Source organism: Arthrobacter sp. H-02-3, assembly GCF_003097355.1.
GTDB classification, from domain to species: Bacteria; Actinomycetota; Actinomycetes; order Actinomycetales; family Micrococcaceae; genus Arthrobacter; species Arthrobacter humicola.
Genome location: NZ_PYUI01000004.1, coordinates 211,318 through 237,080 on the forward strand (window position 1 = coordinate 211,318; position 25,763 = coordinate 237,080).

Annotated in this window: 21 protein-coding genes; 8 read left to right on the plus strand and 13 right to left on the minus strand. The window is 69.6% G+C overall.

Annotated features, from left to right (window positions below; genetic code table 11):
• Positions 1 to 85: 85 nt before the first annotated feature.
• From C9424_RS06415 to C9424_RS06425, 3 genes are read right to left on the minus strand one after another with little or no spacing between them, the layout of a single operon-like run.
• On the minus strand, positions 86 to 1,108 hold the full coding sequence (locus C9424_RS06415; protein WP_116766057.1) for a glycosyltransferase family 2 protein: 1,023 nt from the start codon (positions 1,106 to 1,108) through the stop codon (positions 86 to 88).
• Position 1,109: 1 nt separating this feature from the next.
• The gene (locus C9424_RS06420; protein ID WP_161958197.1) at positions 1,110 to 2,621 is read right to left on the minus strand and encodes a lipopolysaccharide biosynthesis protein; all 1,512 of its coding nucleotides are present in this window, start codon (positions 2,619 to 2,621) and stop codon (positions 1,110 to 1,112) included.
• Positions 2,618 to 3,745 (minus strand): glycosyltransferase, encoded by a 1,128-nt coding sequence (locus tag C9424_RS06425; protein WP_237563323.1) that lies wholly within the window; start codon positions 3,743 to 3,745, stop codon positions 2,618 to 2,620. Before C9424_RS06425 ends, C9424_RS06420 begins: the two co-directional genes overlap by 4 nt.
• 411 nt (positions 3,746 to 4,156) lie before the next feature.
• Here C9424_RS06425 and C9424_RS06430 point away from each other — a divergent pair, with 411 nt between their 5' ends.
• The 5 genes from C9424_RS06430 (at position 4,157) to sufU (ending at position 10,400) form a co-directional block, all read left to right on the plus strand.
• On the plus strand, positions 4,157 to 5,620 hold the full coding sequence (locus C9424_RS06430; RefSeq protein ID WP_133247485.1) for a polysaccharide biosynthesis tyrosine autokinase: 1,464 nt from the start codon (positions 4,157 to 4,159) through the stop codon (positions 5,618 to 5,620).
• A gap of 56 nt (positions 5,621 to 5,676) precedes the next feature.
• Entirely contained in the window at positions 5,677 to 6,984 is a 1,308-nt protein-coding gene (locus C9424_RS06435) for a hypothetical protein (RefSeq protein WP_116766061.1), read from the plus strand.
• Positions 6,981 to 8,534, plus strand: coding sequence for a glycerophosphodiester phosphodiesterase (locus C9424_RS06440; protein ID WP_116766062.1), 1,554 nt, complete (start codon positions 6,981 to 6,983; stop codon positions 8,532 to 8,534). Before C9424_RS06435 ends, C9424_RS06440 begins: the two co-directional genes overlap by 4 nt.
• A gap of 91 nt (positions 8,535 to 8,625) precedes the next feature.
• Positions 8,626 to 9,933: a cysteine desulfurase gene (locus C9424_RS06445; protein ID WP_116766063.1), complete on the plus strand. Its 1,308-nt coding sequence runs from the start codon at positions 8,626 to 8,628 to the stop codon at positions 9,931 to 9,933.
• Positions 9,934 to 9,944: 11 nt separating this feature from the next.
• On the plus strand, positions 9,945 to 10,400 hold the full coding sequence (sufU, locus tag C9424_RS06450; protein ID WP_116766064.1) for a Fe-S cluster assembly sulfur transfer protein SufU: 456 nt from the start codon (positions 9,945 to 9,947) through the stop codon (positions 10,398 to 10,400).
• 2 nt (positions 10,401 to 10,402) lie between these two features.
• Here sufU and C9424_RS06455 read toward each other — a convergent pair whose 3' ends face one another.
• The 4 genes from C9424_RS06455 to C9424_RS06470 all read right to left on the minus strand — a co-directional run bounded on the left by C9424_RS06455 (position 10,403) and on the right by C9424_RS06470 (position 13,196).
• Positions 10,403 to 10,828, minus strand: coding sequence for a VanZ family protein (locus C9424_RS06455; protein ID WP_161958198.1), 426 nt, complete (start codon positions 10,826 to 10,828; stop codon positions 10,403 to 10,405).
• 108 nt (positions 10,829 to 10,936) lie between these two features.
• Positions 10,937 to 11,158, minus strand: a complete 222-nt coding sequence (locus tag C9424_RS06460; RefSeq protein ID WP_116766066.1) for an SCO4848 family membrane protein — start codon at positions 11,156 to 11,158, stop codon at positions 10,937 to 10,939.
• Between the two features lie 4 nt (positions 11,159 to 11,162).
• Positions 11,163 to 11,660, minus strand: coding sequence for a DUF2505 domain-containing protein (locus C9424_RS06465; protein WP_116766067.1), 498 nt, complete (start codon positions 11,658 to 11,660; stop codon positions 11,163 to 11,165).
• A gap of 48 nt (positions 11,661 to 11,708) precedes the next feature.
• Complete coding sequence (locus C9424_RS06470; RefSeq protein WP_116766068.1) at positions 11,709 to 13,196, minus strand: SDR family oxidoreductase; 1,488 nt, start codon at positions 13,194 to 13,196, stop codon at positions 11,709 to 11,711.
• 283 nt (positions 13,197 to 13,479) lie between these two features.
• On the opposite strand from C9424_RS06470, the gene mfd reads away from it, so the two are divergent.
• Both mfd and C9424_RS06480 read left to right on the plus strand, forming a co-directional pair.
• Positions 13,480 to 17,121: a transcription-repair coupling factor gene (gene mfd / locus C9424_RS06475; RefSeq protein WP_116766069.1), complete on the plus strand. Its 3,642-nt coding sequence runs from the start codon at positions 13,480 to 13,482 to the stop codon at positions 17,119 to 17,121.
• Between the two features lie 6 nt (positions 17,122 to 17,127).
• Positions 17,128 to 17,958: a metal-dependent hydrolase gene (locus C9424_RS06480; protein ID WP_116766070.1), complete on the plus strand. Its 831-nt coding sequence runs from the start codon at positions 17,128 to 17,130 to the stop codon at positions 17,956 to 17,958.
• A gap of 53 nt (positions 17,959 to 18,011) precedes the next feature.
• Here the strand turns inward: C9424_RS06480 and C9424_RS06485 are convergent, their stop codons facing one another.
• From C9424_RS06485 to nirB, 6 genes are all read right to left on the minus strand, one after another.
• Positions 18,012 to 18,236, minus strand: a complete 225-nt coding sequence (locus C9424_RS06485) for a hypothetical protein (RefSeq protein WP_091250653.1) — start codon at positions 18,234 to 18,236, stop codon at positions 18,012 to 18,014.
• Between the two features lie 53 nt (positions 18,237 to 18,289).
• A complete protein-coding gene (deoC, locus tag C9424_RS06490; RefSeq protein ID WP_116766071.1) occupies positions 18,290 to 18,988 on the minus strand; it encodes a deoxyribose-phosphate aldolase in 699 nt (232 codons plus the stop codon).
• Between the two features lie 160 nt (positions 18,989 to 19,148).
• Entirely contained in the window at positions 19,149 to 20,069 is a 921-nt protein-coding gene (locus C9424_RS06495) for an FAD-dependent oxidoreductase (RefSeq protein WP_116766072.1), read from the minus strand.
• Positions 20,070 to 20,267: 198 nt separating this feature from the next.
• A complete protein-coding gene (locus C9424_RS06500) occupies positions 20,268 to 21,401 on the minus strand; it encodes a uroporphyrinogen-III synthase (protein ID WP_116766073.1) in 1,134 nt (377 codons plus the stop codon).
• Positions 21,402 to 21,409: 8 nt separating this feature from the next.
• Complete coding sequence (cobA, locus tag C9424_RS06505; RefSeq protein WP_116766074.1) at positions 21,410 to 22,444, minus strand: uroporphyrinogen-III C-methyltransferase; 1,035 nt, start codon at positions 22,442 to 22,444, stop codon at positions 21,410 to 21,412.
• A 2-nt stretch (positions 22,445 to 22,446) separates the two neighbouring features.
• Complete coding sequence (gene nirB / locus C9424_RS06510) at positions 22,447 to 25,113, minus strand: nitrite reductase large subunit NirB (protein WP_116766075.1); 2,667 nt, start codon at positions 25,111 to 25,113, stop codon at positions 22,447 to 22,449.
• A gap of 256 nt (positions 25,114 to 25,369) precedes the next feature.
• On the opposite strand from nirB, the gene nirD reads away from it, so the two are divergent.
• Complete coding sequence (nirD, locus tag C9424_RS06515) at positions 25,370 to 25,762, plus strand: nitrite reductase small subunit NirD (protein WP_116766076.1); 393 nt, start codon at positions 25,370 to 25,372, stop codon at positions 25,760 to 25,762.
• The last annotated feature ends 1 nt before the right edge of the window (position 25,763 follow it).

Genomic DNA, 25,763 nt, shown 5'->3' on the forward strand with positions numbered 1-25,763 from the left:
CGCGTCGCTTGCGACACGCCGGAAAAACAGCCGCGGGTCCGGCGTTCACGGCAGCAGGTCCGGTCGCGGTGAAAGGGCATGAAAACTATTTTCGGCGGTACTCGCTGTAGACGTAGCCGAACGCGCCGGCGGCCATGCCCAGGCCCCGGGCGGCCGTCCGCAATCCCTTGGCCTGATGCCGGGACGATCCGCTGACGGCCCCGGCTGCCAGACGCGCCGTGCCCCCGGCGAGGCGGACTGAACCGGACCCCAGGCAAACGCCCCTGGCAGCCAGCCGGGCCGCGGCGCCGGCGGCAAGTTCCAGGCTGACCCGCGCGGCGGAGTTGCCGCTGCGCAGGGCGCGGCGCAGTACCCAGCTGCGGGTCAGCCGCGACGACGGAACCCGGTCCACCACCACGGCCTCGTCGCACCAGAGCATGGCCCCGCCGCGCTGGACGAGTTGGCGGGTGAACAATGTGTCGGAGCCTCCGCTAAGGCCGAAGCGTTCATCAAACGAGAGCCGCAGGGCCCGGACCTGCCGCAGGTCCACGAGGAGATTGTTGGTCGCGGCCACATCCAGCCGGGTCCCGGTGGCGAGCCTGCGGCGGTGGAAGAAGTTTCCGGCTTCGATCCACGGCTCCGGCTCGTGTTCATATTCGCTGATCACAGGACCAACGACGGCGGCGGCGCCGGTGGAGCGCTGCAGCCCCACCAGCTGCTCCAGCCACTGTTCCGACGGCACCTCGTCGTCGTCAATGAAGACAAGCAACGCGCTCGACGCCGCTTCCCGGAGGGCGCGGTTCCGTGCCGCCGCGATCCCGGGCTTCGGCTCATGGACGTACCGGACCAGCCCCGGCGGGAAGGCGCCCGCGAGCTGCTCCACGATGGGGCGGGCGCTCGCCGCAGGGTCGTTGTCGATCACCAGCACCGTGGCGGGCCGTTCCTCCGGCAGGCCGTTCCGTGGCCGGCCCGCTCCGGCCTGGCGCATGCCAGCCTGGCAGGCCAGCCGCGGCAGCGCCAGGGCGATGTCGTCCGGCCGGCGGTATGTCAGCACCGCGATAACGAGGCCGTCCGCCGGGAGTCCGACGGCGGACCCGTCCTCCGCAGGGCGGGCGCCGGGATGGGTCATGTCAGCCATTCTGGCCTTTCGTCGTCGGGGCTTGCCGGGCGGCAGGCCGTCCTAGGAGCGTCCGGGCTTGTTCGACGTAACCGGAGAGCGTGTCCCGGTGGAAGACCCGCAGCGCGGCGAGCGCGAGGGCGGCAAAGACCGCGAACCCGCCAAACAGATGCCACACGCCGGACACGCCGGCCAGGGCCAAAACCCAGTACCCGGCCGCGCCCCAGGCCGCGGCATGCACCGCGGGGAAGATGGCCGCCAACTGGGACTTCAGGCTCACCCCGGTCAGCCGGGACTGGATGCGCAGGAGCACGGGCGTGAGGAGGAAACCGGCGGCAGAGTACCCGACGGCGACGCCGAGGACGCCGAACTGGAGTCCGATCACGATTCCTCCCACCTGCACGACGGCGGCCAGGATCTCATACCGGAAGATCAACCCGCCCTGGCCCAGGCCCTTCATGAGGGAGGGCGTGACGTAGAAAATGGTCTCGCGTGCGCCCCCGATGGCGAGCACACTGACCAGCCCCGCTGCGGGCAGCCACTCGGGACCCAGGACCAGGCCCACGAGCTCCGGCGCGGCGCAGGCCACAAAGGTCATCAGCGGAACCGCCGAGATCGCCAGCAGCCGCGTCGCGGACACGAGGCTTGCGGCCACCTTCTCCGGGGTGCCCGCCGCCCGGGAAAAGGCCGGAAACATGACCCTGTTGACGGTTTGCCCGATCAACTGCACGGGGATGACGAGGATGCGGTAAGCCATCCCGTACAGCGACAGGGCGGCGACGCCGAGCACGCGTCCCACCAGAATGTTGTCCAGGTTCCGGGAGAAGTAGGCCAGGCAGTCCGTGGCAAAGACGCTGACGCTGAACCGGAACAGCGGCGCGACGGTCCGGAAGGCGAAATTGGGGACGGGCCCCCGGCTGGCCGCCAGGAGCAACGCGCTGCAAACAAGGTCCGTGGTGACCACCTGGTACACCATGGACCACGGGCCGGCCCCGGCAAGCGCCGCGCCGATCCCGGCCGCGCTGCCCGCGGCGGCCGCGGCAATATCCGCCGCGCCGACCTTGTGGAGGGCCAGCTCCCTGGACAGCATGGCCCGCGGCGTAATGGCCAGGGCTTTGACGGGGATCGCCAATGCCAGCAGCCGGAGGATCGGCTCGAGCTCAGCGACGCCGAAGAACTGGGCGATCCCTGGAGCGGCGAACCAGGTCACCATCCCGAGCAGGACCGCCACGAGCAGGTTCAGCATGGCGGTCGCCCCCGCCATGCGGCGGGTGACCTCGGCGCGCTGGACCAGCGCCGCGGAGAGGCCCTGGTCCAGCAGCAGCGCCACGAGGCTGATGTACACCGTGGCTGCCGCGATGACGCCATAGCTCTGCGGTCCCAGGAGCCGGGCCAGCACCACGGCGCAGAGCATCTGGAACCCCTGCCGGGCCAGCACTGCTCCGAAGCTCCACCGGACGCCCCGCGCCGTTTTGGGCTGCGTGCCCGGACCTGTGGCGGTGCCCGGGGCGGCGCGGCTGATCACAGCAGCCTGCCCGCAGCCTGCGCCAGGTGCCCCGCCATGAGGGTCCCGTAGCGTTCCGGGCTGTGCCTGCGGCCCGCTTCCACGGCGTCGGAGCTGGCGCTGGACCGGTAGTCCTGCCACTGGCCGGCGACGCGGGCGAGCGCGGCGGCGAGCTCCACGGGGTCGCCAGGCTCGACGAATTGCGCCGACCGGTAACCCGCGGCGGCCTCCCGCAGGCCCGAAGTATTGCTGACGACGACGGGCCGAGAGGCCAGGACGGCTTCGACGGCCGTATTGCCGAACGGCTCGTCGAGCCGAGAGGGCACCACCACGACGTCGGACTCCGCAAGGAACGGCCAGACGTCATTTTGGAAGCCATGGAACCTGACGTGGCCTTCGGCGCCGTGGGCGCGGACCTGGCTCCGGAGGCCGGCCTCGTAGTCCTCGTATCCCGGGAATACCGCGCCGACCACCGCCAGCCGGGCCGGCACGCCGTCCCGGCGCAGCCGCAACAGCGCGTCGATGGCGACGTCCACTCCCTTGCGGTGGGACAGCCGTCCGACATACAGGATGCGGAGCCCCCCGTGCAGGTCCGGCCGGGGCGGTGCGGGATGGGCCGGCCCGGGGACCCCGTTGTAAAGCACTCTTGAGTGGCCGAGGAGCGCAGGGAGTGCCGCAGCCAACGTGTCGGAGCTGAACTGGCTGTTGGTCAGGATGCCGCGGGAGAACAGGAGAGGCAGCGCGAGGGCCGCGCGGAGGGCCCGCGGGGCGTTGGCCTCCGCCTCATGGACGTGGGTCACCACCGGTACACCCGTCAGCCGTCCCGCGGCCGTCCACAGCGGGACCGTAATGGTGTTCGCCAGGATGACGTCCGGGCGCGCGCCGCGGATCACGCCGATGCTGCGGAGGAGTCCGTGCACTGAGGTGCCGGCCAGCTTCACCAGGCCCGGGGCCGTGAGCAGGCTCTTGCGCAGCACCGGCGTCGGGGACAGGATGACGGCTGCGCCCCGGCGCTCGAGTTCGGGCACGAGGGGCCCCGGCGACGGCAGGGCCACCAGGACGCGCGCACCGCTCCGGTGCAGCCCGTCGATGGTTTCCAGCAGCACCCGGTCCGAACCGTAAAGGTCCGCGCTGGGGTGTGCCACCAATACCGAGAATTGCTCCCCGCCAGTCCTCATCGTGTGCCCCCTCGATTGGTACCGCGGCGGAAGGCACCACCGAACAGGACCAGCGCCGCTGCTGATGCAGGAACACCGATCCGGCCACGGGGACATGTCCCCGGGACCTGTTGTTGAGACCCGCCACTGAGACCTGCCGCCAGGACCTGTTCCGTTACTGCCCGGAGTCACGTGGTGTCCGGACCTGCAGGACCGTCCTAGCTTAGGGAAAAGACTACGGCCGGTCCCGGAGTTTGGCTAGGAATCGGGCCCTGCCGCCAAAGACACAGAAGCAAAAAGCTTCCGCATGGCACGGACGCAGTCAATAATGGTGCGTCAAGGGACCATGAAGAACCGTGCCGCTACAGGCACGGCGTGGTGGCCGTATGGGGGGTTCGCTTGGAACTGTCTGAGTACGGACGTGCAATCGGGCGGGGCTGGCTGGTTGTGCTCGTATGCCTGCTCGCCGGCATCGGCATTGCCTGGGGTGTCACAGCGACGGCGAAGCCGGTGTATCAAAGCACCGTCAAGTTCTATGTCGTGTCGCCGCCGTCCGCGGGGCAGTCATCCCTGCAGTCCCTCGAGCTGTCGCGGGGACGCATCGCCTCCTACGCGAGCCTGATCAAGAGCGACAAGTTTGTTGAGCGGCTGGTCAGCAGCAGTTCCACCGGCCTGTCGGCGACGGACATTGCGGAGAGCGTCACTGCCTCGGCGGACCAGGACACGCTGATGCTGACGGTCGTCGTGAGTCTTCCCGACCCCGCCAAGGCCAACCAGGTGGCCCGGGAGATCGTCTCCGGCCTGAACCCGGCGCTGGACAACGTCGAGGCCAGGACCCAGAGCGGCGGCGGCCAGACAGACCTGAACGTGGTGGCCGGCCCCACCGCTGAGACGGACCCGGTGTCCCCCCGGCTTGCGTTGAACCTTGGGCTCGGCGCCCTGCTTGGCCTCGGCGCAGGCATCGCGATCGCGGTCACGCGCCGGATGATGGACCATACGCTGCGGACTCCCGAAGAGGTCGAAGACGCGTCCGGGCTGCCGCTGCTGGCGCGCGTCCCGGCCAGCTCCGAGGCGGGCACCATGTCCGACATCCTGAACAGGCGGCAGTCTTCCCTGCTGGACGAGGCGGCACGCCGGCTCCGCACCAACATGGACCACCTGTCCGCGCTGCCGGCCTCCGGCGTCGTGCTCATTTCCTCGGCGCGGGCGGGGGAAGGCAAGACGACCGTGGCGCTCATGCTGGCCCGGGCCTGGGCAGATGCGGGCGAGAAAGTCCTTGTTGTTGAAACGGACCTGCGCCGGCCCCGGCTGGCAACAGAGCTCAAGCTCGGCAACGCACTTGGCCTCGCCGAGGTCCTTGCCGGCCGGGCGGGCCTGTCCGGCGTCATCCAGAAAACGGCCAGCGACCGCCTTCACATTGTGGCCGCGGGCTCGGTTCCCGAGAACCCGACCGAACTTCTGGCGGGCCAGACCATGACCGCCGCCCTGGGCGAGATGCGCGGCAGCTATAGCCGCATCATCCTGGACGCCCCGGCCATGCAGCCCCTCAGCGACGCTGCCTTGCTCGCGGTGCAGGCCGATACCACGGTGCTGGTGGTCAGATACCAGAGCGTGACGCGCGAACTGCTGAGCGCGTCCCTGCGGAACCTTGTGCTGGTCAAGGCGACGGTGGCGGGTGCCGTGCTGAATGCCCTTCCGCTCCGCCTGTCCGAAGGCCGCAATCAGCCCCCCGGGAAACCAGGCAAGCTGCGAAAGCAGAACAAGCCGGGCAGGCTGCGCAAGCCGAGCCAACGCGCCAAGGGCACGCCCCCGGCGGTGCCCGCAGAACCGGCACCGGTCAAGCACTCCGCCGCCCGGCGGTGAGCGTGGACGCCGTCGTGGTGCCGGGCCCGGTCGGTCTGCCCGGCAGGGTGGCCTGAATGCAGCTGGCGGCCTGGATCGGACTGTGCCTCGCGGCGGCGTTCTTCTTCCGCAGGAAGGTCAGGGTGCCTGCGGCGGCGGTGCTGGCCCTATGGCTGCTGGTGCCGGCCATCGGGTCCGCGACCGTCACCGGAGTGTCCTCCGGCCCGCTGTCCGTCCACGCCGCGACCTGGCTGGTGCTCTCGATTTTCCTCGTCCGGCTGTTTCACGACCCGGGCAGCCTCCGCGTGGTCCTGGGCCGGCATTTCCCCCTGTTCCTGATTCTGGGCGTGGTCATGGCGGCGGCGTTCCTGGCCACGTCCACCTCAGACACAGGGGGTGGAATGGTGGTGCTGGTGGACCAGATCGCGGCGCCGGTGCTGTTCTTCCTGCTCCTGCTCTCCGACGCCGTCCGGGGCGGAGGGCTCGTGGTGATGCTCCGGTCCGTGCTCCTGGCGCTCGTTGCCCTCGCGTGTGCCGTCGCCGTCGCGCAGTGGCTGACGGGGCGGGTCCTGTTCTACGAGTCAGGGTTCAAGACCCAGTACTGGTTCGCGAGGGACTACGGGCGCTGGATGGGGACGCTGGACCAGCCGCTCGCACTCTCCCTCGCCATCGCGGTTGCGGCTCCGCTGGTGGCAGGCCTCACGCGTCAGTGGTTGCAGGCCGGGCTGCTGGGCCTCATGGCGGTCGCCATGCTGATTTCGCAGTCCCGCGTGGGACTTGTGGCGCTGGCCGTGGCGACCGTGATGGTGGTGCTTTTTGTGCGCCGGCCCGTCTGGGTCAAGACGGTCATGCTCACGGTGATGACGGGAGCCATCATGGCCATCATGGCGTCCCCGCTGGTGGCCGGCGTGGCGGCGCGGGTTGCCAACGACACCGGGTCCGGCGAGGCGCGGGGCGTTGCCGTGGAGTACTTCCTGAGCCGCTGGAGCGACTTCGCGGTGGCCGGACAGGGGATCGGTTCCAGCTTCCGGCTGGCGGCCCAGGCCGGCCTGAAATCGAGCTTCGAGAACCCCACCCTGATGTACGGCATCGACTTCGGGCTCCTGTTCGCCCTGCTCTACTTCGGTTCCATGGCCGTTATGGTGCTCCGCGGCCTGCGGACCGGGTACCCGGGCCTGGCGCTGGCCGGCATCATGGCGGTGGTCATTCCGCAAACGTACAGTTCCCTGGCCACGCGTTCCGCCGCCGGCATCGTGATCTGGACCGTGCTGGCCATGGTGGTCATCGCCACCGATGAGGCCCGGGCACGTACGGCGCCTGCGACTGCCCCCGTGAAGGCCCCGGTCCTCGCCGCGGCGAACCTGCCGGACGCCGGCTCGTCATGATCGGCCGGCGGCAGTTCCTGGGCCTCGCCGCCGCCGGGACCGTACTGGGTGCGGCCGGCTGCGCGGGCTGCCCAGGAAGCCCGGCGGCCGGGGTCGCTTCCCGACCGCGGCCGGTGATCGCGCCGGCGGCGTCCGCGGCCGGGGGCTTCGTCACGGAGGGCGCCGTCGCGGCGCCGGGGGACAACGGGCCCTTCACGCTCGCCACGCTGCTGGCATCGCCGTCGTTCTTCGTCGCCCACCGGGGCTCGGGGGACAATTGGCCGGAGCACACCATGCGGGCCTACCAGGGAGCCGCGGCCGCCGGGCTGAAGGCGATCGAGGTTTCGGTGTCGGCCACCCTGGACGGTGTGCTCGTCTGCCACCACGACCTGAACACCCGGCGGCTGACCGGCACTGACCTGACCATCGCCCGGGCACCCTACGCCGCGCTGGAGCGGCTGCGCAACGACGCCCGGGCCTGGCTGGGACCGGCCACACCGCTGGAGCCCATCGCGCTCCTCACTGACGTCCTGGACACCTTCGCGGCCAGCCATGTGATCTTCTTGGAGGACAAGCCCGGGACCAATGCCGACGAAATCCTGACCCTCCTGGAGAGCTATCCCGCGGCCCGGGACCACGTGGTGTGGAAGCAGCCTTCCGCTTCGCCCGGTCACGCCCTCGCCGCGGCCCGGGGCTACACCACCTTCGGGTACATGACCGCGCGGGACCAGGGCAAGGTGCCGGAGCTCATCCCGCGGACAGACCTGCTGGGAGTCCACTACACCGTTCCGGAAGCGATGATCCGCCAGGTGGTCGCCTCCGGCAAACCGGTACTCGCCTGGGAACTGCATCGGCGCAGCGAGTACGCCCGACTCCGGGACCTGGGCGTCCGGGGATTCATTTGCGCCAACGTCCGCTATGTCCTGCACCAGGACGGCCCGCTCCAGCAGGACGGCTTCGCCGCCGGGCGCCGCGGCACCGGCGATCTGCCGTGGGCCGCCGACGCCGTCTGGGATGACCAGCCGGCTTTTGCCGACGGGGCCGTCCGCATGTCCGGCCCGGATAAGTCCGGCTACGTGCTGGGCTCGCTGGCCGGGGCCGTGGATTCCCCGGACTGGGAGTTCGAGTTCGAGCTCCGCTGGCCGTCCGGGCTCCCGGCGGCCGGACCCGGGGCGGGCGTGGCCTTTGGCCAGGACACCGACGCGCCGAACCGTCCGGGGTCGGCCCCGAAGGTCCCCGGCTACGCTTTGGACGTCGCCGCGGACGGCACCATGGCGCTCTACCGGCAGGACGCCGGGCCGGCGGCCCCCGTCCGGCTGGCGGAAACCGGCTCCCCGGCGCCGCGGTCCGGGGAGTGGATGAAGTTCGTGGTGTCGGTGGGTCCGTGGCGCGTTGGCGTCCGCCGGGACGGCGGCGGAACCTCCGGGTGGGAGGTCTCCTCCGGGGACACCCGCTACGGCGGGGCGTGGCTGACCCTGCTGAAGAATTACGACGCCGGACCTCCCGTTGAGTTCCGCGGCGTGCGGCTCCGCGCGGTGGCCGCGCAGGAGGGCTGCGGGAACGTGGGATAATTAGGTTTAATCTGTGTGACGTATTTCCTGCGGCCGGCTGCCCGGCCGGCCGGGGTGCGCCGCAGCGAACGCCGATCCAGGAGTCCCCGCCATGGTTGCCACCCCAGCCCACCTCCGCCGCTCTGCCGCCGCGCTCGGAAACGACGAGGTCCTGAGGATCCGCAACGACTTCCCGATCCTGCAGCAGCACGTCAACGGCAAACCGCTCGTCTACCTGGACTCCGGGGCCACCTCGCAGAACCCGCTCAGCGTGCTCGAGGCCGAGCAGGAGTTCTATGAGCGGCGGAACTCTGCGGTGCACCGCGGGGCACACCATCTTGCCGTCGAGGCCACCGAGGTGTTCGAAAACGCCCGGGAGACCGTGGCCGACTTCATCGGAGCGGAGTGGGACGAACTCATCTGGACCTCCAACGCCACGGAGGGCCTGAATCTGCTCACCTACTCGTTCCTGAACGCCTCCCTGCCCGGCGCGACTCCCGACGCCGCCCGGTTCGCGCTGGGCCCGGGCGACGAACTCGTCGTCACGGAAATGGAACACCACGCCAACCTGATTCCCTGGCAGGAGCTGGCGGCCCGGACCGGCGCCGTCCTGAAGTTCATCCCCATCGACGACGCCGGAGCCCTGGACCTGGAGGCCGCCGCCGGCATCATCGGCCCCCGCACCCGTGTCCTGGCATTCACCCACGCCTCCAACGTCCTGGGCACCATCAATCCCGTGCCGGCCCTCGTAGCCCTGGCCCGGTCCGCGGGGGCGCTCGTGGTGCTCGACGCGTGCCAGTCCGCGCCGCACCTGCCCCTGGACGTCAAGGCGCTCGACGTCGACTTCGCGGTGTTCTCCGGCCACAAGATGCTCGCGCCCACCGGAATCGGGGCCCTCTACGGCCGCTCGGAGCTGCTCAACGCCATGCCGCCGTTCCTGACCGGCGGTTCCATGATCACCACCGTCACGATGGAACGGGCTGGCTTCCTGCCGAGCCCGCAGCGCTTCGAGGCCGGCACCCAGCGCATCTCGCAGGCCGTCGCCCTCGCCGCGGCGGTGAACTATCTCAGCGAAACCGGGATCGACCGCATCCATGCCTGGGAGGCAGAACTCGGGCAGCGGCTGGTGCAAGGCCTGGGCTCCATCCCCGGAATCCGGGTCCTGGGCCCCGCGGCGGGGGAGGAACGGATTGGCCTTGCCGCGTTCGACGTCGCGGGCGTCCACGCGCACGACGTCGGCCAGTTCCTGGACAGCCGGGGCATTGCCGTGCGGGTGGGACACCACTGCGCCCAGCCGCTGCACCGCCGGCTCGGACTGACGGCCACGACCCGGGCCAGCACCTACCTGTACAACACCACGGACGATGTGGACGCGTTCCTCAACGCGGTCGCCGATGTCCGTGCCTACTTCCAAGCCTAGGACGGACATCCATGAGTCTTGACCAGCTCTACCAGCAGATCATCCTGGAACACTCCAAGGCCCGTCACGGCAGCGGCCTGGCCGCGGCGGAGGCACCTGCCGGGGCCAGCAGCGGGCAGTCCCACCAGCTGAATCCGACCTGCGGCGACGAGATCACGGTCCGGGTGTCCGTGGCCGGCGGGAAAGTCAGCGAGCTGCGCTGGGAAGGCGATGGCTGCTCGATCTCGATGGCCTCGGCCTCCGTGCTGACGGACCTTGCCGAGGGCATGACCGTCGAGGAGCTGCGCGCCGTGATTGACAGCTTCCGCGAAGTGCTGCGCTCGCGCGGCAAGATGGCGGCCGACCCGGAGCTGCTGGGCGACGCCGCCGCATTCGAGGGCGTATCCCGCTACGCCGCCCGGGTCAAGTGCGCCATGCTCTCCTGGGTGGCCGCGGAAGACGCCCTCGGCAAGGCGCTGGCGGCCTGAGCTCAGGGTGTCATGGCGTGTTCGTGGCGTGCCATGAACACGAGGGCCAGGAGGGCGCCGACCATGGCGCCGAAGGTGTTCGCGGCGACGTCCGCGACCGAGGGGAATCGCGCCGGGAGGAAGGCGAGCTGGGAGAGCTCGATCAGCGCGGAGAGCACGAAGCCGGCCGCAGCCCCGCACCACCAGAGCCGCTGGCCCAGGATCCGGGCGACCAGGGCGCCCAGCGGAACGAACAGGATCACGTTTGAGGTGAATTCCACCACGCCGTAGTCGAACCACGGCGGGACGCCCCACCGGTGCAGTTTCCGCAGTGAGCGCATCAGAAAATCGGACGCGTCCCGGTCCACGGGCACGGGCCAGAGGGCGATCAGGCCAAGGACAAAAATGTAGGCGCCCAGCCCCCAGACGGCCGCACGGCGGGGTGACAAACGGCGTCCCCTTTCAGCGGTCCACCTTTTTGCTGATTCTAGCGCCCGTTCGTCACCGGGGCAGGACGTTCGGCACGCCGGCGGAGGCAGCCGCCGGCGTGCCGAATGCTAGCTGACCAGCCCGGCGATGCCGATTGCCGCCGTCGCGGCCCCCAGCACCATGGAGATGCTGACGAGGACCACATGGACGGTCAGGAAGCGCGTGGCCTTGCCGTTGGCGTCGCGGGCCCGCGGGTCCTTCATGACGCGCCGCAGGAACTGCGGCCAGACGACCAGGGACCAGACGCCGGAGACAATCAGGACGACGGCGAGGAACGCGGGCAGCTGCATGGTGCTAGTGGCTCTCGAGCCAGGCCTGGGCCTGCTGGGACTGCAGGTTCAGGGCCTTGCCGACCATCGGTTCTGCGGCATCGGCGATCTTGCCGCCAAGGAACGGCACCGAGGAGGTCACGTTGCCCTCGAGCTCGATCCGGGTGCTGCCGCCGTCGGACACGAGACGCTGGACAGCGTTCACATCCAGCGGTGCGCCGGCGACCTTCAGCGAGATCTTGCTCTGCCGGGAACCGTCGGCGGCGGGCGCCTCCCAGGCTTCCAGCTGCGTCACCTTCAGGCTCTCGCCGACAAATTTCCGGGCGATGTCCGGCATCCGGGTGGTGGGGATGGTCCGTACGGTGGTGGTGCTGAACGCGCCGGCGGGATCTCCGTCGAGGGCGAAGGATTCCAGCGTGCCGCCAACGAGCTCGCTCGTGTGGCGCAGGAAGTCTTCATCGACGAAAACCGCGGTAACGCGGTCGACGCTGTGCGGAACGGTAGTGGATGCACTCAGGGCCATTGGGGGGTCCTCCGTGGTGTGGAAGTGGACGTTTCGGGCTCCAACATCCTACGTGGTGTGGCTGGCAGGCTCCGATTCGAGGTTTTCCAGATCACGGGCAGCAGCGGTGATGTTCCGCGACATCGCGGGAAAAATTACGCTGTGGAACGGCAGCACGGCGAGCCAGTAGAGGCGGCCGCTCAGGCCCTTGGGGAAGAAGATGGCGCGCTGGCGGTAACGGCTGCCGGTGCCCTCCGGCTCCACGGAGAGCTCAAGCCACGCCCGGCCCGGGGCCCGCATTTCGGCCCGGAGCCGCAGGAGCCGGCCGCGGTCGATCCGCTCGACCCGCCACCAGTCCACCACTTCGCCCTCCGCCAGCAGGTGCGGGTGCCGGCGGCCGCGCAGCAGCCCCGCCCCGCCGGTGAGCTTGTCCAGCCAGCCGCGCACCTGCCAGGCCAGCGGCAGCGAATACCAGCCGTTCCGGCCGCCGATGCCCTCAATGACAGTCCACACGTGCCTGGGGTCGACCTCGCTGTGGAAGCTGCGCTCGTCCAGGTACACCGTGTGGCCGGACCATTCCGGGTCGCTCGGCAGGGGATCGGCGTCGACGCCGGCGCTGGCCCACGTGGTTTCCACCTGGCCGTCGCGTTCCTTGCCCAGGGCTAGGGCGACGGCCTTGCGGTAGGGCGTCAGGCCGCCCTCCGGCACCGGGATGTAGGCATCGATGTCGTGCTCCCGGGCGACGGCGTCGTGCTGGAGCGATTCGACGAGCGGCAGGGACATGGCGAGCGGGATCGGGGTGGTCAGGGCCACCCACAGGCCGGCCAGCTTGGGCGCGGGCACCGGCAGCGCCAGGACCACCCGGTGCGGCAGGCCGGCCTCGGCGGCGTACTCCTTCATCATGCCCGCGTAGCTGAGCACCTGGCGGCAGCCGATATCGAACGTCCGGTTGATGGGTCCTTCCAGGGACGCCGCGGCCACGAGGTAGTACAGCACGTCCCGGACGGCGATCGCCTCGATCTTGTTGCGCACCCAGCTCGGGGCGGGCATCAGCGGGAGCGTCTCCGACAGGTGGCGGATCATTTCGAACGACGCCGAGCCGGACCCGATGACGACGCCGGCCTGGAAGACCACCGCGTCCACCGGGCTGTCCAGGAAGACTTTCCCCACCGCCTCACGGGAACGCATGTGGGTGGACAGCTCGGCGCCGGCCGGGTGCAGCCCGCCAAGGTACACAATGCGTTCCACCCCGGCCGCGGCCGCCGCCCGGGCCGCCGTCGCGGCCATCGCCTGTTCCTTGGCCTCAAAGCCGGCGCCGGCCGCCATGGAATGGACCAGATAGTACAAGACGTCGACGCCGTCGAGCGCCGCCCGCAGTGCCTCGCCGTCGTCGAGGCTGCTTTGGACCACTTCGACATCGTCCAGCCACGGCACGCCGGCGATTTTGGCCGGTGTCCGGACCAGGACTTTGACCCGGTGCCCCGCTTCCAGAAGCCGGGGGACCAAGCGGCCGCCGATGTAGCCGGTGGCCCCGGTGACGAGCACGGACTTGTTCATGGTGACTCCTTCTCATCCAGCAGGTTGGCGGGTGGCCTACCAAGCCATTCGGAGCGGGGGCCGCGGCGGATGGCCGCCGCTCGTCCCTTTCGCCAGCCTAGCCCCATGCGATCATCCGATGGGGCCTTCCGGGGACCGGGGAGCGTCCGGGGACGGCCCCAGCCCGCGGGGCCCGGTGCGGCCGCCCCCGGGCCCCGCGGTAGGCTTGGAAGACCCGGGATTCTTGCGAATTTCGGCTATTCGTGTTGCCTGCATTTCCGTGATCACCTCAGGAGCAACAGCTATGAGCCTCAACGGCCCCTCTCTCACCGGCCTGCGCCGCGTCCTGGCCGAGGACCGCACCTACGCCCGCGTCCGGGCCGAGGCCTCCCGCGGATTCGCCGGCCGCAGCGAGGACTACCAGATCAGCGCCCCGGCCGGCCTCCGGGCGACGCTGCTCGCGGAAGTGGCCGACGGCATCTCGGCGGGTCCTGACGCAGGTGCCGGCCGGGCCCCGGTCGTCCTGGCCGTCACGGCCACCGGCCGGGAGGCCGAGGACCTGACAGAGGCACTGCGTGCCTACCTGCCGGCCGACGCCGTCGCCGAGTTCCCCAGCTGGGAAACCCTCCCGCACGAACGGCTCTCGCCGCGCTCGGACACGGTAGGCCGCCGGCTGTCCGTACTCCGCCGCCTGGCCCACCCCGAAGCGGCCGGCGCCGGCGCGCTGCGCGTCGTCGTCGCCCCGGTCCGGGCCGTGGTCCAGCCGATCGTGGCAGGCCTGGGCGAACTGGTCCCCGTCACCTTGACCACCGGCCAGGAGGCCCCGTTCGGCGACGTCGTGAAGAGCCTTGCGGCGGCCGCCTACGCCCGGGTGGACATGGTCACGCGCCGCGGCGAATTCGCGGTGCGCGGCGGCATGCTGGACGTCTTCCCGCCCACCGAAGACCACCCGATCCGGGTCGAGTTCTTCGGCGACGAAGTCGAACAGATGCGGTGGTTCGCCGTCGCCGACCAGCGCTCCCTCTCCGCGCCGGGCGTCCACCATCCCACCGAGCTCCACGCCCCGCCCTGCCGCGAAATCCTCATCACGCCCTCGGTCATGTCCCGCGCGGCGACGCTGAAGTCCCAGCTGCCGGCCGCGGCTGACATGCTGGAAAAGATCGCCGGCGGCATCGCGATCGAGGGCATGGAGTCGCTGGCGCCGGTGCTGGTGGACGCCATGGTCCCGTTCCTGGACCAGCTCCCGTCCGGCTCCGTCGCCGTCGTGATCGAACCGGAAAAGGTCCGCACCCGGGCCCACGACCTCGCCGCCACGAACGAGGAATTCCTCGAGGCGGCCTGGTCCACGGCCTCCGACGGCGGAACGGCTCCGTTGGATTTGAGCTCCGCGGCGTCCGAGGCCCTGCATTCGGCCAGCTTCCGGTCGCTGACCGACACCCGCACCACGGCCCTGGCCCACGGCGTCTCCTGGTGGTCCATCACGTCCCTGGCCACGGACGAGGACCTGCTGCCCGACGTCGATGTCCTGAACCTGCATGCCCGCGAACCCCGCGGCTACCAGGGTGACGTGGCCGAAATGATGGACTTCATCGGCTCCCGCGTCCGGGACCAGTGGCGGATCGTGGTGGTCACCGAGGGCCCGGGGCCGGCCCAGCGGCTCGCCGAACTCTTCCATGACAACAACATCCCGTGCGCCCGGGTGGACAGGCTCGACGACGAGCCGCAGGCCGGCCTGATCGAGGTGACCACCGCCGCCGTCGGACGCGGCTTTGTCCTGGACCCGCTGAAGGTGGCGCTGCTGACCGAGGCGGACCTGCTGGGCCGGACGTCCGCCGGGTCCACGAAGGACATGCGGCGGATGCCCTCCAAACGGCGGAACGCCGTGGACCCGCTGCAGCTCGTGGCCGGCGACTTCGTGGTGCACGAACAGCACGGCATCGGCCGTTTCGTGGAACTGATCCAGCGCAAGGTGGCCGGGGGAGGGGACGGCGTGCGCGAATACCTGGTCCTGGAATACGCCCCGTCCAAGCGCGGCGCTCCCGGGGACCGGCTCTTCGTTCCCACCGACCAGCTGGACCAGGTCACCCGCTACGTCGGCGGGGACGCCCCCGCGCTGAGCAAGATGGGCGGCGCGGACTGGGCGAGCACCAAGTCCAAGGCCCGCAAGGCCGTCAAGGAAATCGCCGGCGAGCTCATCCGGCTGTACTCGGCCCGGATGGCCTCGCGCGGACACGCGTTCGCCCCGGACACCCCGTGGCAGCGCGAACTGGAGGAAGCCTTCCCGTACGTGGAGACCCCGGACCAGCTGACCACCATCAACGAGGTCAAGGCCGACATGGAACGCGAGATCCCCATGGACCGGCTGATCTCCGGCGACGTCGGCTACGGCAAGACCGAAATCGCCGTGCGGGCCGCGTTCAAGGCGGTCCAGGACGGCAAACAGGTGGCGGTGCTGGTGCCCACCACGCTGCTGGCCCAGCAGCACTACGAGACCTTCACCGAGCGATTCTCCGGGTTCCCGCTTCGGGTCAAGCCGCTCTCCCGCTTCCAGGGCGCGAAGGAAGCCAAGGAGACCGCCGAAGGGGTCAAATCCGGCGCGGTGGATGTCGTCATCGGCACGCACCGGCTGCTGTCCAAGGACTTCGCGTTCAAGGACCTGGGCCTCGTGATCGTGGACGAGGAGCAGCGCTTCGGCGTCGAACACAAAGAGGCGCTGAAGAAGATGCGCACCAACGTGGACGTCCTGGCCATGAGTGCCACTCCGATTCCGCGGACCCTGGAGATGTCCCTGACCGGCATCCGCGAAACGTCCACCCTCGCCACGCCGCCGGAAGAACGCCACCCCGTGCTGACCTACGTGGGGCCCTACACGGACAAGCAGACCTCCGCTGCTATCCGCCGGGAACTCATGCGCGAAGGGCAGGTGTTCTTCGTCCACAACCGGGTCTCAACGATCGACAGCACCGCAGCCAAGATCCGCGAGCTGGTCCCGGAAGCCCGGGTGGAGGTCGCACACGGCAAGATGTCCGAGAGCAGGCTTGAGCAGATCATCGTGGACTTCTGGGAGAAGCGCTTCGATGTCCTGGTCTGCACCACCATCATCGAAACCGGACTGGACATCTCCAACGCGAACACGCTGATTGTCGACGGCGCGGACAAGTACGGGCTCTCGCAGCTGCACCAGCTGCGCGGGCGCGTGGGCCGCGGCCGCGAACGGGCGTACGCCTACTTCCTGTACCCCTCGGAGAAACCCCTGGGCGAGGTGGCGCTGGAGCGGCTCAAGGCCGTCGCAACCCACAACGAGCTCGGCGCCGGCATGCAGCTGGCCATGAAGGACCTCGAAATCCGCGGCGCCGGCAACCTGCTGGGCGGAGAACAGTCCGGCCACATCCAGGGCGTCGGATTCGATTTGTACATCCGGCTCGTGGGCGAGGCCGTGGCCGAATACCGCGGCGAGGCCGAGGAGAAGGCCGCCGAGATGAAGATCGAACTGCCCGTCAACGCGCACCTGCCGCACGATTACGTGCCCGGCGAACGGCTGCGCCTGGAGGCGTACCGCAAACTCGCCGGCGCCATCACGTACGAGGCGATCGACGAGGTCCTCGCCGAGCTCGTGGACCGCTACGGCGAACTGCCGCTGCCGGCGAAAAACCTGATCGACGTCGCCCGCTTCCGGGTGGGCGCCCGCGAGGCCGGACTGTCCGACGTCGCGCTGCAGGGCAACTTCATCAAGTTCTCCCCGGCCCAGCTCCCGGAGTCCAAGCTCATGCGGCTCACCCGGATGTACCCGGGCGCGCAGGCGAAGCCTGCCCTGGACGCCGTGCTCATCCCCAAGCCCAAGACCGCGAGGATCGGCGGCCGGGACCTGCAGGACGCCGAAATCCTCGAATGGGCCAACGGTGTTATCCGCAACATCTTCACCGACGTCCCGCTGGCGGTGAAGTAAAGAGTGATGGGAGGACACCATGCCGCGTCGGGAGCCGCGGCGTGGGTAGCTATTGCCTCGACCGGCCCCTACGCCCTGGGCTGGTACCCGCTGGACCCCACGGGGATCGTGATCGGCGCCATGGCGACGGCGGGGACCGCGCTGGTCTGCGACTGGGACCACCGTGCCAGCACCGTGGCGCACGCCCTGCCGCCGCTGTCCAACTTGGTGGCGCGCGGCATCGAGAACGTCAGCGGCGGCCACCGGCAGGGCACGCATTCGGTACTGGGCGCGGCGTTCTTCGTGCTGCTGGCCACGATCGCCGGGCAGTTGCAGGTGCAGACCCGGTGGGGGCTGCTGTCCGTCGGGGCCGGCCTGCTGTGCATGTTCATGATCAACATCGCCGCGAAGGCACTGAAGCTCTTTCCCAAGTACGGCTGGATTAGCAACTGGGTCTTCGCGCTGTTCATGGCGGGCCTGGTGACGTGGTTCGCGCCGCACCAGTGGACCTGGCTGCCGGTCTCGATGCTCACCGGCGTGCTGGTGCACATTGTGGGTGACATGATCACCACCGGGGGAGTGCCGTTGCTCTGGCCGCTGGTGATCAAGCCGCCGAAGGTGCTGCGGAAACTGCCGCTGCTCAAGAACGTCTGGAAGGCCAACGGGGCGTTCTCCATCCCGCTGCTGGGCCGGGCGGGCTCGCGAAGGGAATGGCTGGTCCTGATCCCGGTGAGCGGCTACGCGATGGTGGGGATGTTCGGTGCGGGACTGGCCGTGGCGAAGGCGCACTTCCCCGCTGCCCTGGCGCTGGGCACCGGACTGGTCAAAGGCCTGTTCGCGCTGGTGCAGGCAGCTTAAATGACTGAAGCTCCGGACATCCGGAGCTTCAGTCGTTTAAGGATCGGGAAAGCCTAGTTTTCGCCCGCCGAATCCGAGCGGCCCAGCAGCGTCTGCGGGATCCAGAAGGCGAGGGCGAAAAGGACCAAGCAGACGGCCATCGGCCAGGGGTTGTCCAGAGTGAGGAAGGTCAGCGAGTAAATCGCTCCCAAGAACAGGACCATCATCGGCACGAACAAGGCGATGCTGGATCCGAGGCTGTTCTCGACCCGCCGGGACTCGGTGTTGTTGCTGGACATTCGTTCCTCCTCGGCCCCTGGGGGCTCAAAACTGTGGGCACTGCCGGCGCGGATCAGTACGCGGACGAACCCTGTTCACCCGTGACGATCGCGATGCCGGAGCTGGCGCCAATACGTGTTGCACCTGCAGCAATCATAGCCTGTGCATCAGCCAGGGATCGCACGCCCCCGGAGGCCTTGACGCCAAGGTCCGGGCCCACGGTGCGGCGCATCAGGGCGACGTCCGCGGCCGTGGCACCGCCGCCGTTGAAACCGGTGGAGGTCTTCACGAAGTCCGCCCCGGCCGCAACCGCAGCCTCGCAGGCGAGCACCTTCTGCTCATCGCTCAGCAGCGCCGTTTCGATGATGACCTTCAGGATGGCGCCGCCCTCGTGGACGGCCTCCGCGACGGCGGCGATGTCATCCACCAGCGCGCCCTTGTCATTGGCGCGTGCCGCGGCGATGTTGATGACCATGTCCACTTCTTCGGCACCGTCCAGGACGGCGCCGCGGGCCTCGAACGCCTTGACGTCGCTCGGGGTGGCGCCCAGTGGGAAACCGACCACGGAGCAGGTCAGCACGCCGGAACCCTTGAGCGCGGTCTTGACTGTCTTGACCCACACCGGGTTCACGCAGACCGACTTGAAATGGTACTCGGCTGCCTCGGCGCAGACCTTGAGGATCTCGGCCTCGCTGGCCTCCGGCTTGAGCAGGGTGTGGTCGATGTAGGAGGCAATGCCGGGCGTGCCCTCGGCGGCGGCTTCGTGGCTCATGGTGGTCCCTTTCCTGGCGGGCCTGGGACGCGGCGGTCCTTTACCCGGGCCTTGTGGGCCTGTGGGCCCTGTCGGCGCCGCATGGTTCGCGGCTTATCAGGTGACCATCTTGCCATAGGACCGGCCCGGCGGATGTGCCCGCCGGGCCGGTCCCTTACGATCAGGCAGCCGCGGCGAGCGGGCTTCCCATGGTGGCCTGCAGCAGCTGGGAGGCGCACACCGACGCGGCGGAGCCGGACGCCACGAGCAGTCCCAGCCGGACGCCGTCGTACGCCGCGGCGTCCCCGATTGCCCAGATGCCGGGCGCGGAGGTGCGGAAGTCCTGGCCGATGACAATTCCGCCGCCGGGTGCGGTGGTGAGTCCTGCCGTGGCGGCCAGTTCGTCCCGGGCGATGCGCTCCTCGGCGAGGATCACGAGGTCGCCGTTCATGCTGGAGCCGTCCTCGAACACGATGCCGGATGCCGGCAGGACCGACCCGGCGAGGGTGGGAACGACGGCGGCGGGCCGGACGGTGGTGCGGACGGGACGGACGCCGCGGGACCGGAGCACGGCCTCGGCCTGGCCGGCGGCGGAGCCGGTGCCGACCAGGATGCCCAGGGGGCGCCGGCCCAGGACCCGGGTGACGTCCTTGACGGCGTCGCCCAGCCGGGCGGCGTCGTCGATCGTGGAGTAGCTCAGGCACCGGGCGGCGCCTTCCACCGGGGCCTCGGCCGGGGCGGACCCGGTGGCGATGACGAGTTCGTCGTAGCTGAATTCCATGCCGTCGGCGGTGGTCACGAGGCGGTTTCCGGCATCGATGTAGCTGGCCGGCTGGCCGAAGCGGACGGACACCTGCGGCAGGACGGCGAGCTCCAGCAGTTCCTCGGGCGCGTCATCGCGGTTGCTGAGCACCGTGATGGCACCGGCAAACGGGGTCCGGGTGAGCTGGCGGACCAGGGCCAGGGCGGCCGGGCCGGCGCCGGCGATGACGATCCTGGGCCGGGCGGCCGTGCTGGCTGTCGTCGGAGAATCGGCGGTGGATGCAGCGGCTGCCTTCGAGGAAGACGTGCCGGAGGTGGGAGACAATGCCGGAGCGGACATGTGCTGGCCCTTTCGCTGGGGTGGCCATCGTGTGGCCGGTGTGCTTGATGAACCCCAGCCTAGGCGCCCGATTTTTCCGGGGTGTTTCCCGGGTGTTGCCTCTTCTGCCCTGTCCGTTCGCCAGTATTTACCGGCCGGTAATGCCGTGCGTCACACCCCGGCGGCGAGCCCTCCGCAGAGACGCCTCCGCCGCCGGCATTAGACCCGGATCCGGTAGCCGCGCTTCACCACGGTTTCGACCAGACGCGTGTCCGGCAGCGCCGACCGCAGCCTGCTGACGGTCATGTCCAGGGCGTGCACGGAGCCGCGCAGTTCCAGCAGGTCCGAGAGCGCTTCGCGGGACAGCACGGCCCCGCCGGCGCCGATCAGCGCGCGCAGCAGCAGCAGGGGCGCGGGCGCCATGTCGACGGGTTCGCCGTTGATCCGCAGCGAGCGGCCGCGCAGCTCCACGCTGCCGGAGACGGTGTCCAGCCGGCGGACGTGGTTGAGGGCGAGGTGCTCGCACACCAGCCGAATCAGGGCGCCCATCCGGAACCGTTCCGGGATCAGCGGTTGCAGGCCGGCGTCGATCAGCGGCTGTGCGGTGATGGGACCGACGACGGCGGTTGCCACAGTGGTCTTCAGGCTCTCCACGAGCTGCTTGTAGACGCCCATCTCGTGCGCCGTGCTCCACATCGCATCCACGGCGGGGGCGCTCGTGAAGGTCAGGACATCCAGGTTGCCGCTGCACGCGGCCTCGATGAGCTTGGGCAACCGGTCGGCGCCGTCGGGCTTGACCCAGCGGTACGGGGTGACCGTCAGGACGGTGGCGCCGGACATGCGCAGGCGCTCGAGCTGGCGGACGTCGGTGTAGCCGTGCAGCTGTACCGCGACAGTTTTGCCCCGCACGCCCTCGGCAAGGAGCATGTCCACCAGTGTGGAGGTGGTTTCGTCGCTGCTGATCCCGACGTCGGCGAGCCCGGCCGCACGGACGGCGCCGCGCGCCTTGGGTCCGCGGACGAACATGCGGGTGGAGGACAGGGTTTCCAGCAGCTGTTCGCCAATGCCGAAGGTGTCCGCCGCCTCGCACCAGCGGCGCATGCCGTAGGCGGTGGTGGCGATGCAGAGGTCGGGCCGGGCGGCGATGATCGCCCGGGTGTCCTCGACCAGGCTCTGGTCCTCCCGGACCGGGGCGATCTTCAGCGCCGGGGCGTGGAGCACCTCGGCACCGCGGCGCTCCAGGGCCTCGATGAGGTCCTGGGAGCGGCGGTGCGAGGTGACGCCGATCCGGAAGCCGTCCAGCGGAAGGTCCTTCTCGGACCCATCCTCGGCGATGGCGTTCAGTGCGGTCATGAAAATCCCTACGCTTCCATCAGTGATGCGGCCAGGCGGTCGAGCTCTGCCGCGGCCTCGGCGCAGCCCCGGTTGGCCTCGGCCACCCGGACGACCTCACCGATCACCAGGACGGCGGGGTTGCTGCAGCCGGCGGCCGCGGAGGTAATGGTGCCCAGCTCGGCGATCGTCGTGCGCTGGCCGGGGCGGTACCCGCGCTCGACGACGGCCATCGGCATATCGGCCCGCATCCCGGCCCGGCGGAGCCCGGCGGCGAGGTGGTGCAGGGTGCCGATGCCCATCAGGACCACAATGGTGCCGCCGAGCCCGGCGAGGTGCTTGAGCTCGTTCTCGGTCAGCGGGGCGTGGCCCGACACCACGGTGAACATGTGGCTGACTTCGCGGTGGGTGACGGGGATGCCGGCGGCGGCCGGCACCGAGATGGCGCTCGTGACCCCGGAGACCACGCGGACCGGAACTCCGGCAGCGACGCAGGACGCGACTTCCTCGCCGCCGCGGCCGAAGACATAGGGATCCCCGCCCTTGAGGCGGACCACATTGTTGCCGGCCAGCGCGCTTTCCACCATGAGCTTTTCGATGTCGGCCTGGCTGACCTTGTGGTGGCCGGGTTTCTTGCCCACGTCCACCAGCTCGGCCGAGGTCAGGGACGGCAGTTCCTGGTAGGGGGCGAGCCGGTCGTAGAAGACGACGTCGGCATCGCGCAGCGCCGCCACGGCGGCGACGGTCAGCAGCTCGGTGGTCCCGGGGCCGCCGCCGACCAGCGTCACATGTCCCGCCGGGCCGGCCGCCGGCTCGGCCGCGACCGGAATGCCCGCGGCACGGCAGCGGTCCAGGAGGGGCTCCCAGCCGGGCTGGCCGTCGTCGACCGCTGCCACCAGGAACGGGCGCTCGGGCAGCGGGCCGTCGTTGCCGGCACCCTGCGGGGTGCTGAGGCGGTACACGACGGCGCCGGCGGCTTGATAGCGCCGCACGGCCTGCCGCGCGGCGTGCTCGGAGCCGGTGACGAGGACTTCGCGTCCGGTGAGATCAATGCTGAGCTGCATGACTATACCTCGTTCTCATCAAGCTGTCCCGGGGTGGTGGCACGGACCGGAATGGACGCGCCGATCAGCACTTTCCCTTTTTCCTCTGCCGTGGCGGGGCGCATCTGGCCGCGCGCGTCGGGGACGAAGGTGATGGAATCGTCCTTCTGGTCGGGGGCGTTGACGAAGGAGCGGAAGCGGCGCAGGCGCTCGGGGTCTTTCAGGGTGTCGGCCCATTCGTCGACGTAGGTGTCGACGTGCTTGGCCATGGCGGCCTCGAGGTCTTCGGCGATGCCCAGGGTGTCGTGCACCACCACGTCCTCGACGTGCTTGATGCCGCCGTCGAGATCTTCCTGCCAGCGCGCGGTGCGCTGCAGGCGGTCTGCGGTGCGGATGTAGTACATGAAGTAGCGGTCGATGTACTTGATCAGGGTTTCGTCGTCGAGGTCCTTGGCGAGCAGCTGGGCGTGCGCCGGGGTGGCGCCGCCGTTGCCGCCGACATACAGGTTCCAGCCGTCCGCGGTGGCGATGACGCCGACATCCTTGCCCCGGGCCTCGGCACATTCGCGGGCGCAGCCGGAGACACCCATCTTCAGCTTGTGCGGGCTGCGGAGGCCCCGGTAGCGCAGTTCAAGCTGGATGGCCATGGCCACCGAGTCCTGGACCCCGAAGCGGCACCAGGTGGAGCCGACGCAGGACTTCACGGTGCGCAGGCTCTTGCCGTAGGCCTGGCCGGATTCGAAGCCGGCGTCCACGAGTTCCTTCCAGATTTCCGGGAGCTGCTCCAGCCGGGCGCCGAACATGTCGATCCGCTGGCCGCCGGTGATCTTGGTGTAAAGGCCGTATTTGTCGGCGACGGCGGCGATCACGCCGAGCTTCTTCGGGGTGATCTCGCCGCCGGCGATGCGGGGGACCACCGAGTAGGTGCCATCCTTCTGCATGTTGGCCAGGGCGCGGTCGTTGGTGTCCTGCAGGGTTCCGCGGCCCGCGTCCAGGACGTAGGCGCTGTTCTGGCTGGCCAGGATGTTGGCGATGGTCGGCTTGCAGATGTCGCAGCCCGCGCCGGCGCCGTACTTGGCCATGATCTCCTCGAAAGAAGTCAGCTCCAGGACGCGGATGGCATCGAACAGTTCCTGGCGGGACAGCTCGATGTGCTCGCACAGTGCCTTCGAGACTTCGACGCCGGACTTCGTGAGTTCGCTTTCCAGCAGCTTCTTGAGCATCGGCACGCAGGAACCGCAGCTGGTGCCGGCGCGGGTGCAGCCCTTCAGCTCGCCCAGTTCCTGGACGGGCGCGTTGCCGTCGCAGGCACCGCAGCCGTTGACGGTGTCACGGATGGTTCCGGCCGTCACGTTGTTGCAGGAACAGAGAATGGCATCGTCCGGCAGCTCGGTCTCCGGGGCCTCGCCTCCGCCGGCCGCGGTGAGGTAGGCGCCGGGCTCGGCGGACAGCTCGCGTCCCAGCATGGGGCGCAGGGACGTATAAGGGGCGGCGTCGCCGACGAAGATGCCGCCGAGGAGGGTCTTGGCGTCGTCCGTCGTGACGATTTTCTGGTAGACGCCGCGGGCGGGGTCGGCATAGACGATTTCGAGGGAATGTTCCGTGCGGGCGAAGGCGTCGCCGAAGCTCGCCACGTCGACGCCGGAGAGCTTGAGTTTGGTGGCCGTGTCGAAGCCGGGGAAGGTTGCGTCGCCGCCGTGCAGCCGGTCCGCGACGATTTCGGCCATCGTGTTGGCCGGGGCCACGAGGCCCAGGCACATGCCGCCGAAGTTGGCGACCTCGCCGATCGCCCAGATGCCGGGAACTTCCGTGGAGCAGTCGTCGGAGATGACGACGCCGCCGCGCTGGCCGAGCTGGAACTGCTGCGCTTCGCCCTCAGCGGCGCGGAACAGCTCGTCGCGGGGCCGCACGCCGATCGCGACGATCACGATGTCGGCGTCGATGATCCGGCCGTCGGCCATGAGGACCCCGGTGACCTGGCCGTCGTCGTCGGAGAGGACCTCGGAGGGGAACACGCCGCCGTGGACGGTGAAGCCCTTGGCTTCGATGAGCCGGCCGAGCGCTTGTCCGGCGCCCTCGTCCAGCTGGGTGTTCATGAGCCATGGGGAGCCGTTGATGACGATCGGGGTGGCGCCGAGCTGTTCGGTGCCTGCCGCTGATTCGAGGCCCAGAAGACCGCCGCCGATGGTGACCGCGTTGACCTTGCGGCCGAGCTTCTCGGTGAGGTCCGCGATCGCCTTGTTGATGGACCAGACGTCCTCGAGGGTGCGGTACACGTGGGTGAGTTCGGCGCCCGGGATGGGAAGACGGGCCGCGTCCGAGCCCGTCGCGACGACGAGCTCGTCATAGGGGTAGACGGTTCCGGCCGCGGTCCTGACCGTCTTGCCGGCGGCGTCGATGCTGGTGACGCGCTCGCCGGTCTTGAGGTTGAGGGCCGAGTGGTCCCACATGGAGGCGCTGCCCAGGGTGAGGTCGACGTCGCTGTCCGTGAGTGCCTTGCTCAGTGCGACGCGGTCGTAGGGGAGGTGGGCTTCCTCGGTGAGGACTGTTACGTGCCAGCCATCGAGTCCGCGGGCGTGCATGGCGTCGGCGAAACGGTGAGCCGCGGGGCCGCCGCCGGCCACCACAATACGGCGCGGGGCGGCGCTGGCAGCGCCCTGGTTCGGGTGGCTTGAGGGGTGTCCGGTCACGGTGGGCCTTTCGCATGGGCCGCAGACGGTGCTCTGCAGCTTGTCGTTCCAGACTAGGCAACGGGAATTTCGCTTCAGTTTCCCTTATGTTTCGTGATCTTAACTTCTGCATCACGAATGGATTTCCGGCCGGGTGAGCTCTCTTTTACGCGTTGGACACATCGGGCGCGCCCGGATGAAACACCGCGGGCCTAGCTTGAATATGTGGCCGCAGCAGCGGTTGAGCCCGTAAGGGATGTATCAGAGAGGGGCCGGGATGACCGCCGTACTTGAAACCGCAGTACACGACCTTGAGGGTCAGACCGCAGAGCAGGATGTTGTGTCCGTAGCCGGCTGGCACCGGGTATGCGCCGTGGCGGACCTGGAACCCGCGTGGGGCGAGGCCGCATTGATTTCCGGTCGCCAGGTCGCAATGTTCCGGACCGTGTCCGGTGAGGTTTTTGCCGTCGCCAACGAGGATCCGGCCACCGGGGCGAATGTCATGGCCCGCGGCATCACGGGCTCACGCGGGGACCGCCCGACGGTGGCTTCGCCGTTGCACAAAGAGGTCTACGACCTCGTTACGGGCGAGTGCCTCGGCAGCCCGGAACTGCGCATCGCAACCTTCGGTACCCGGATTGTGGGCGGGTACATTGAGGTTGAGCTCTAGA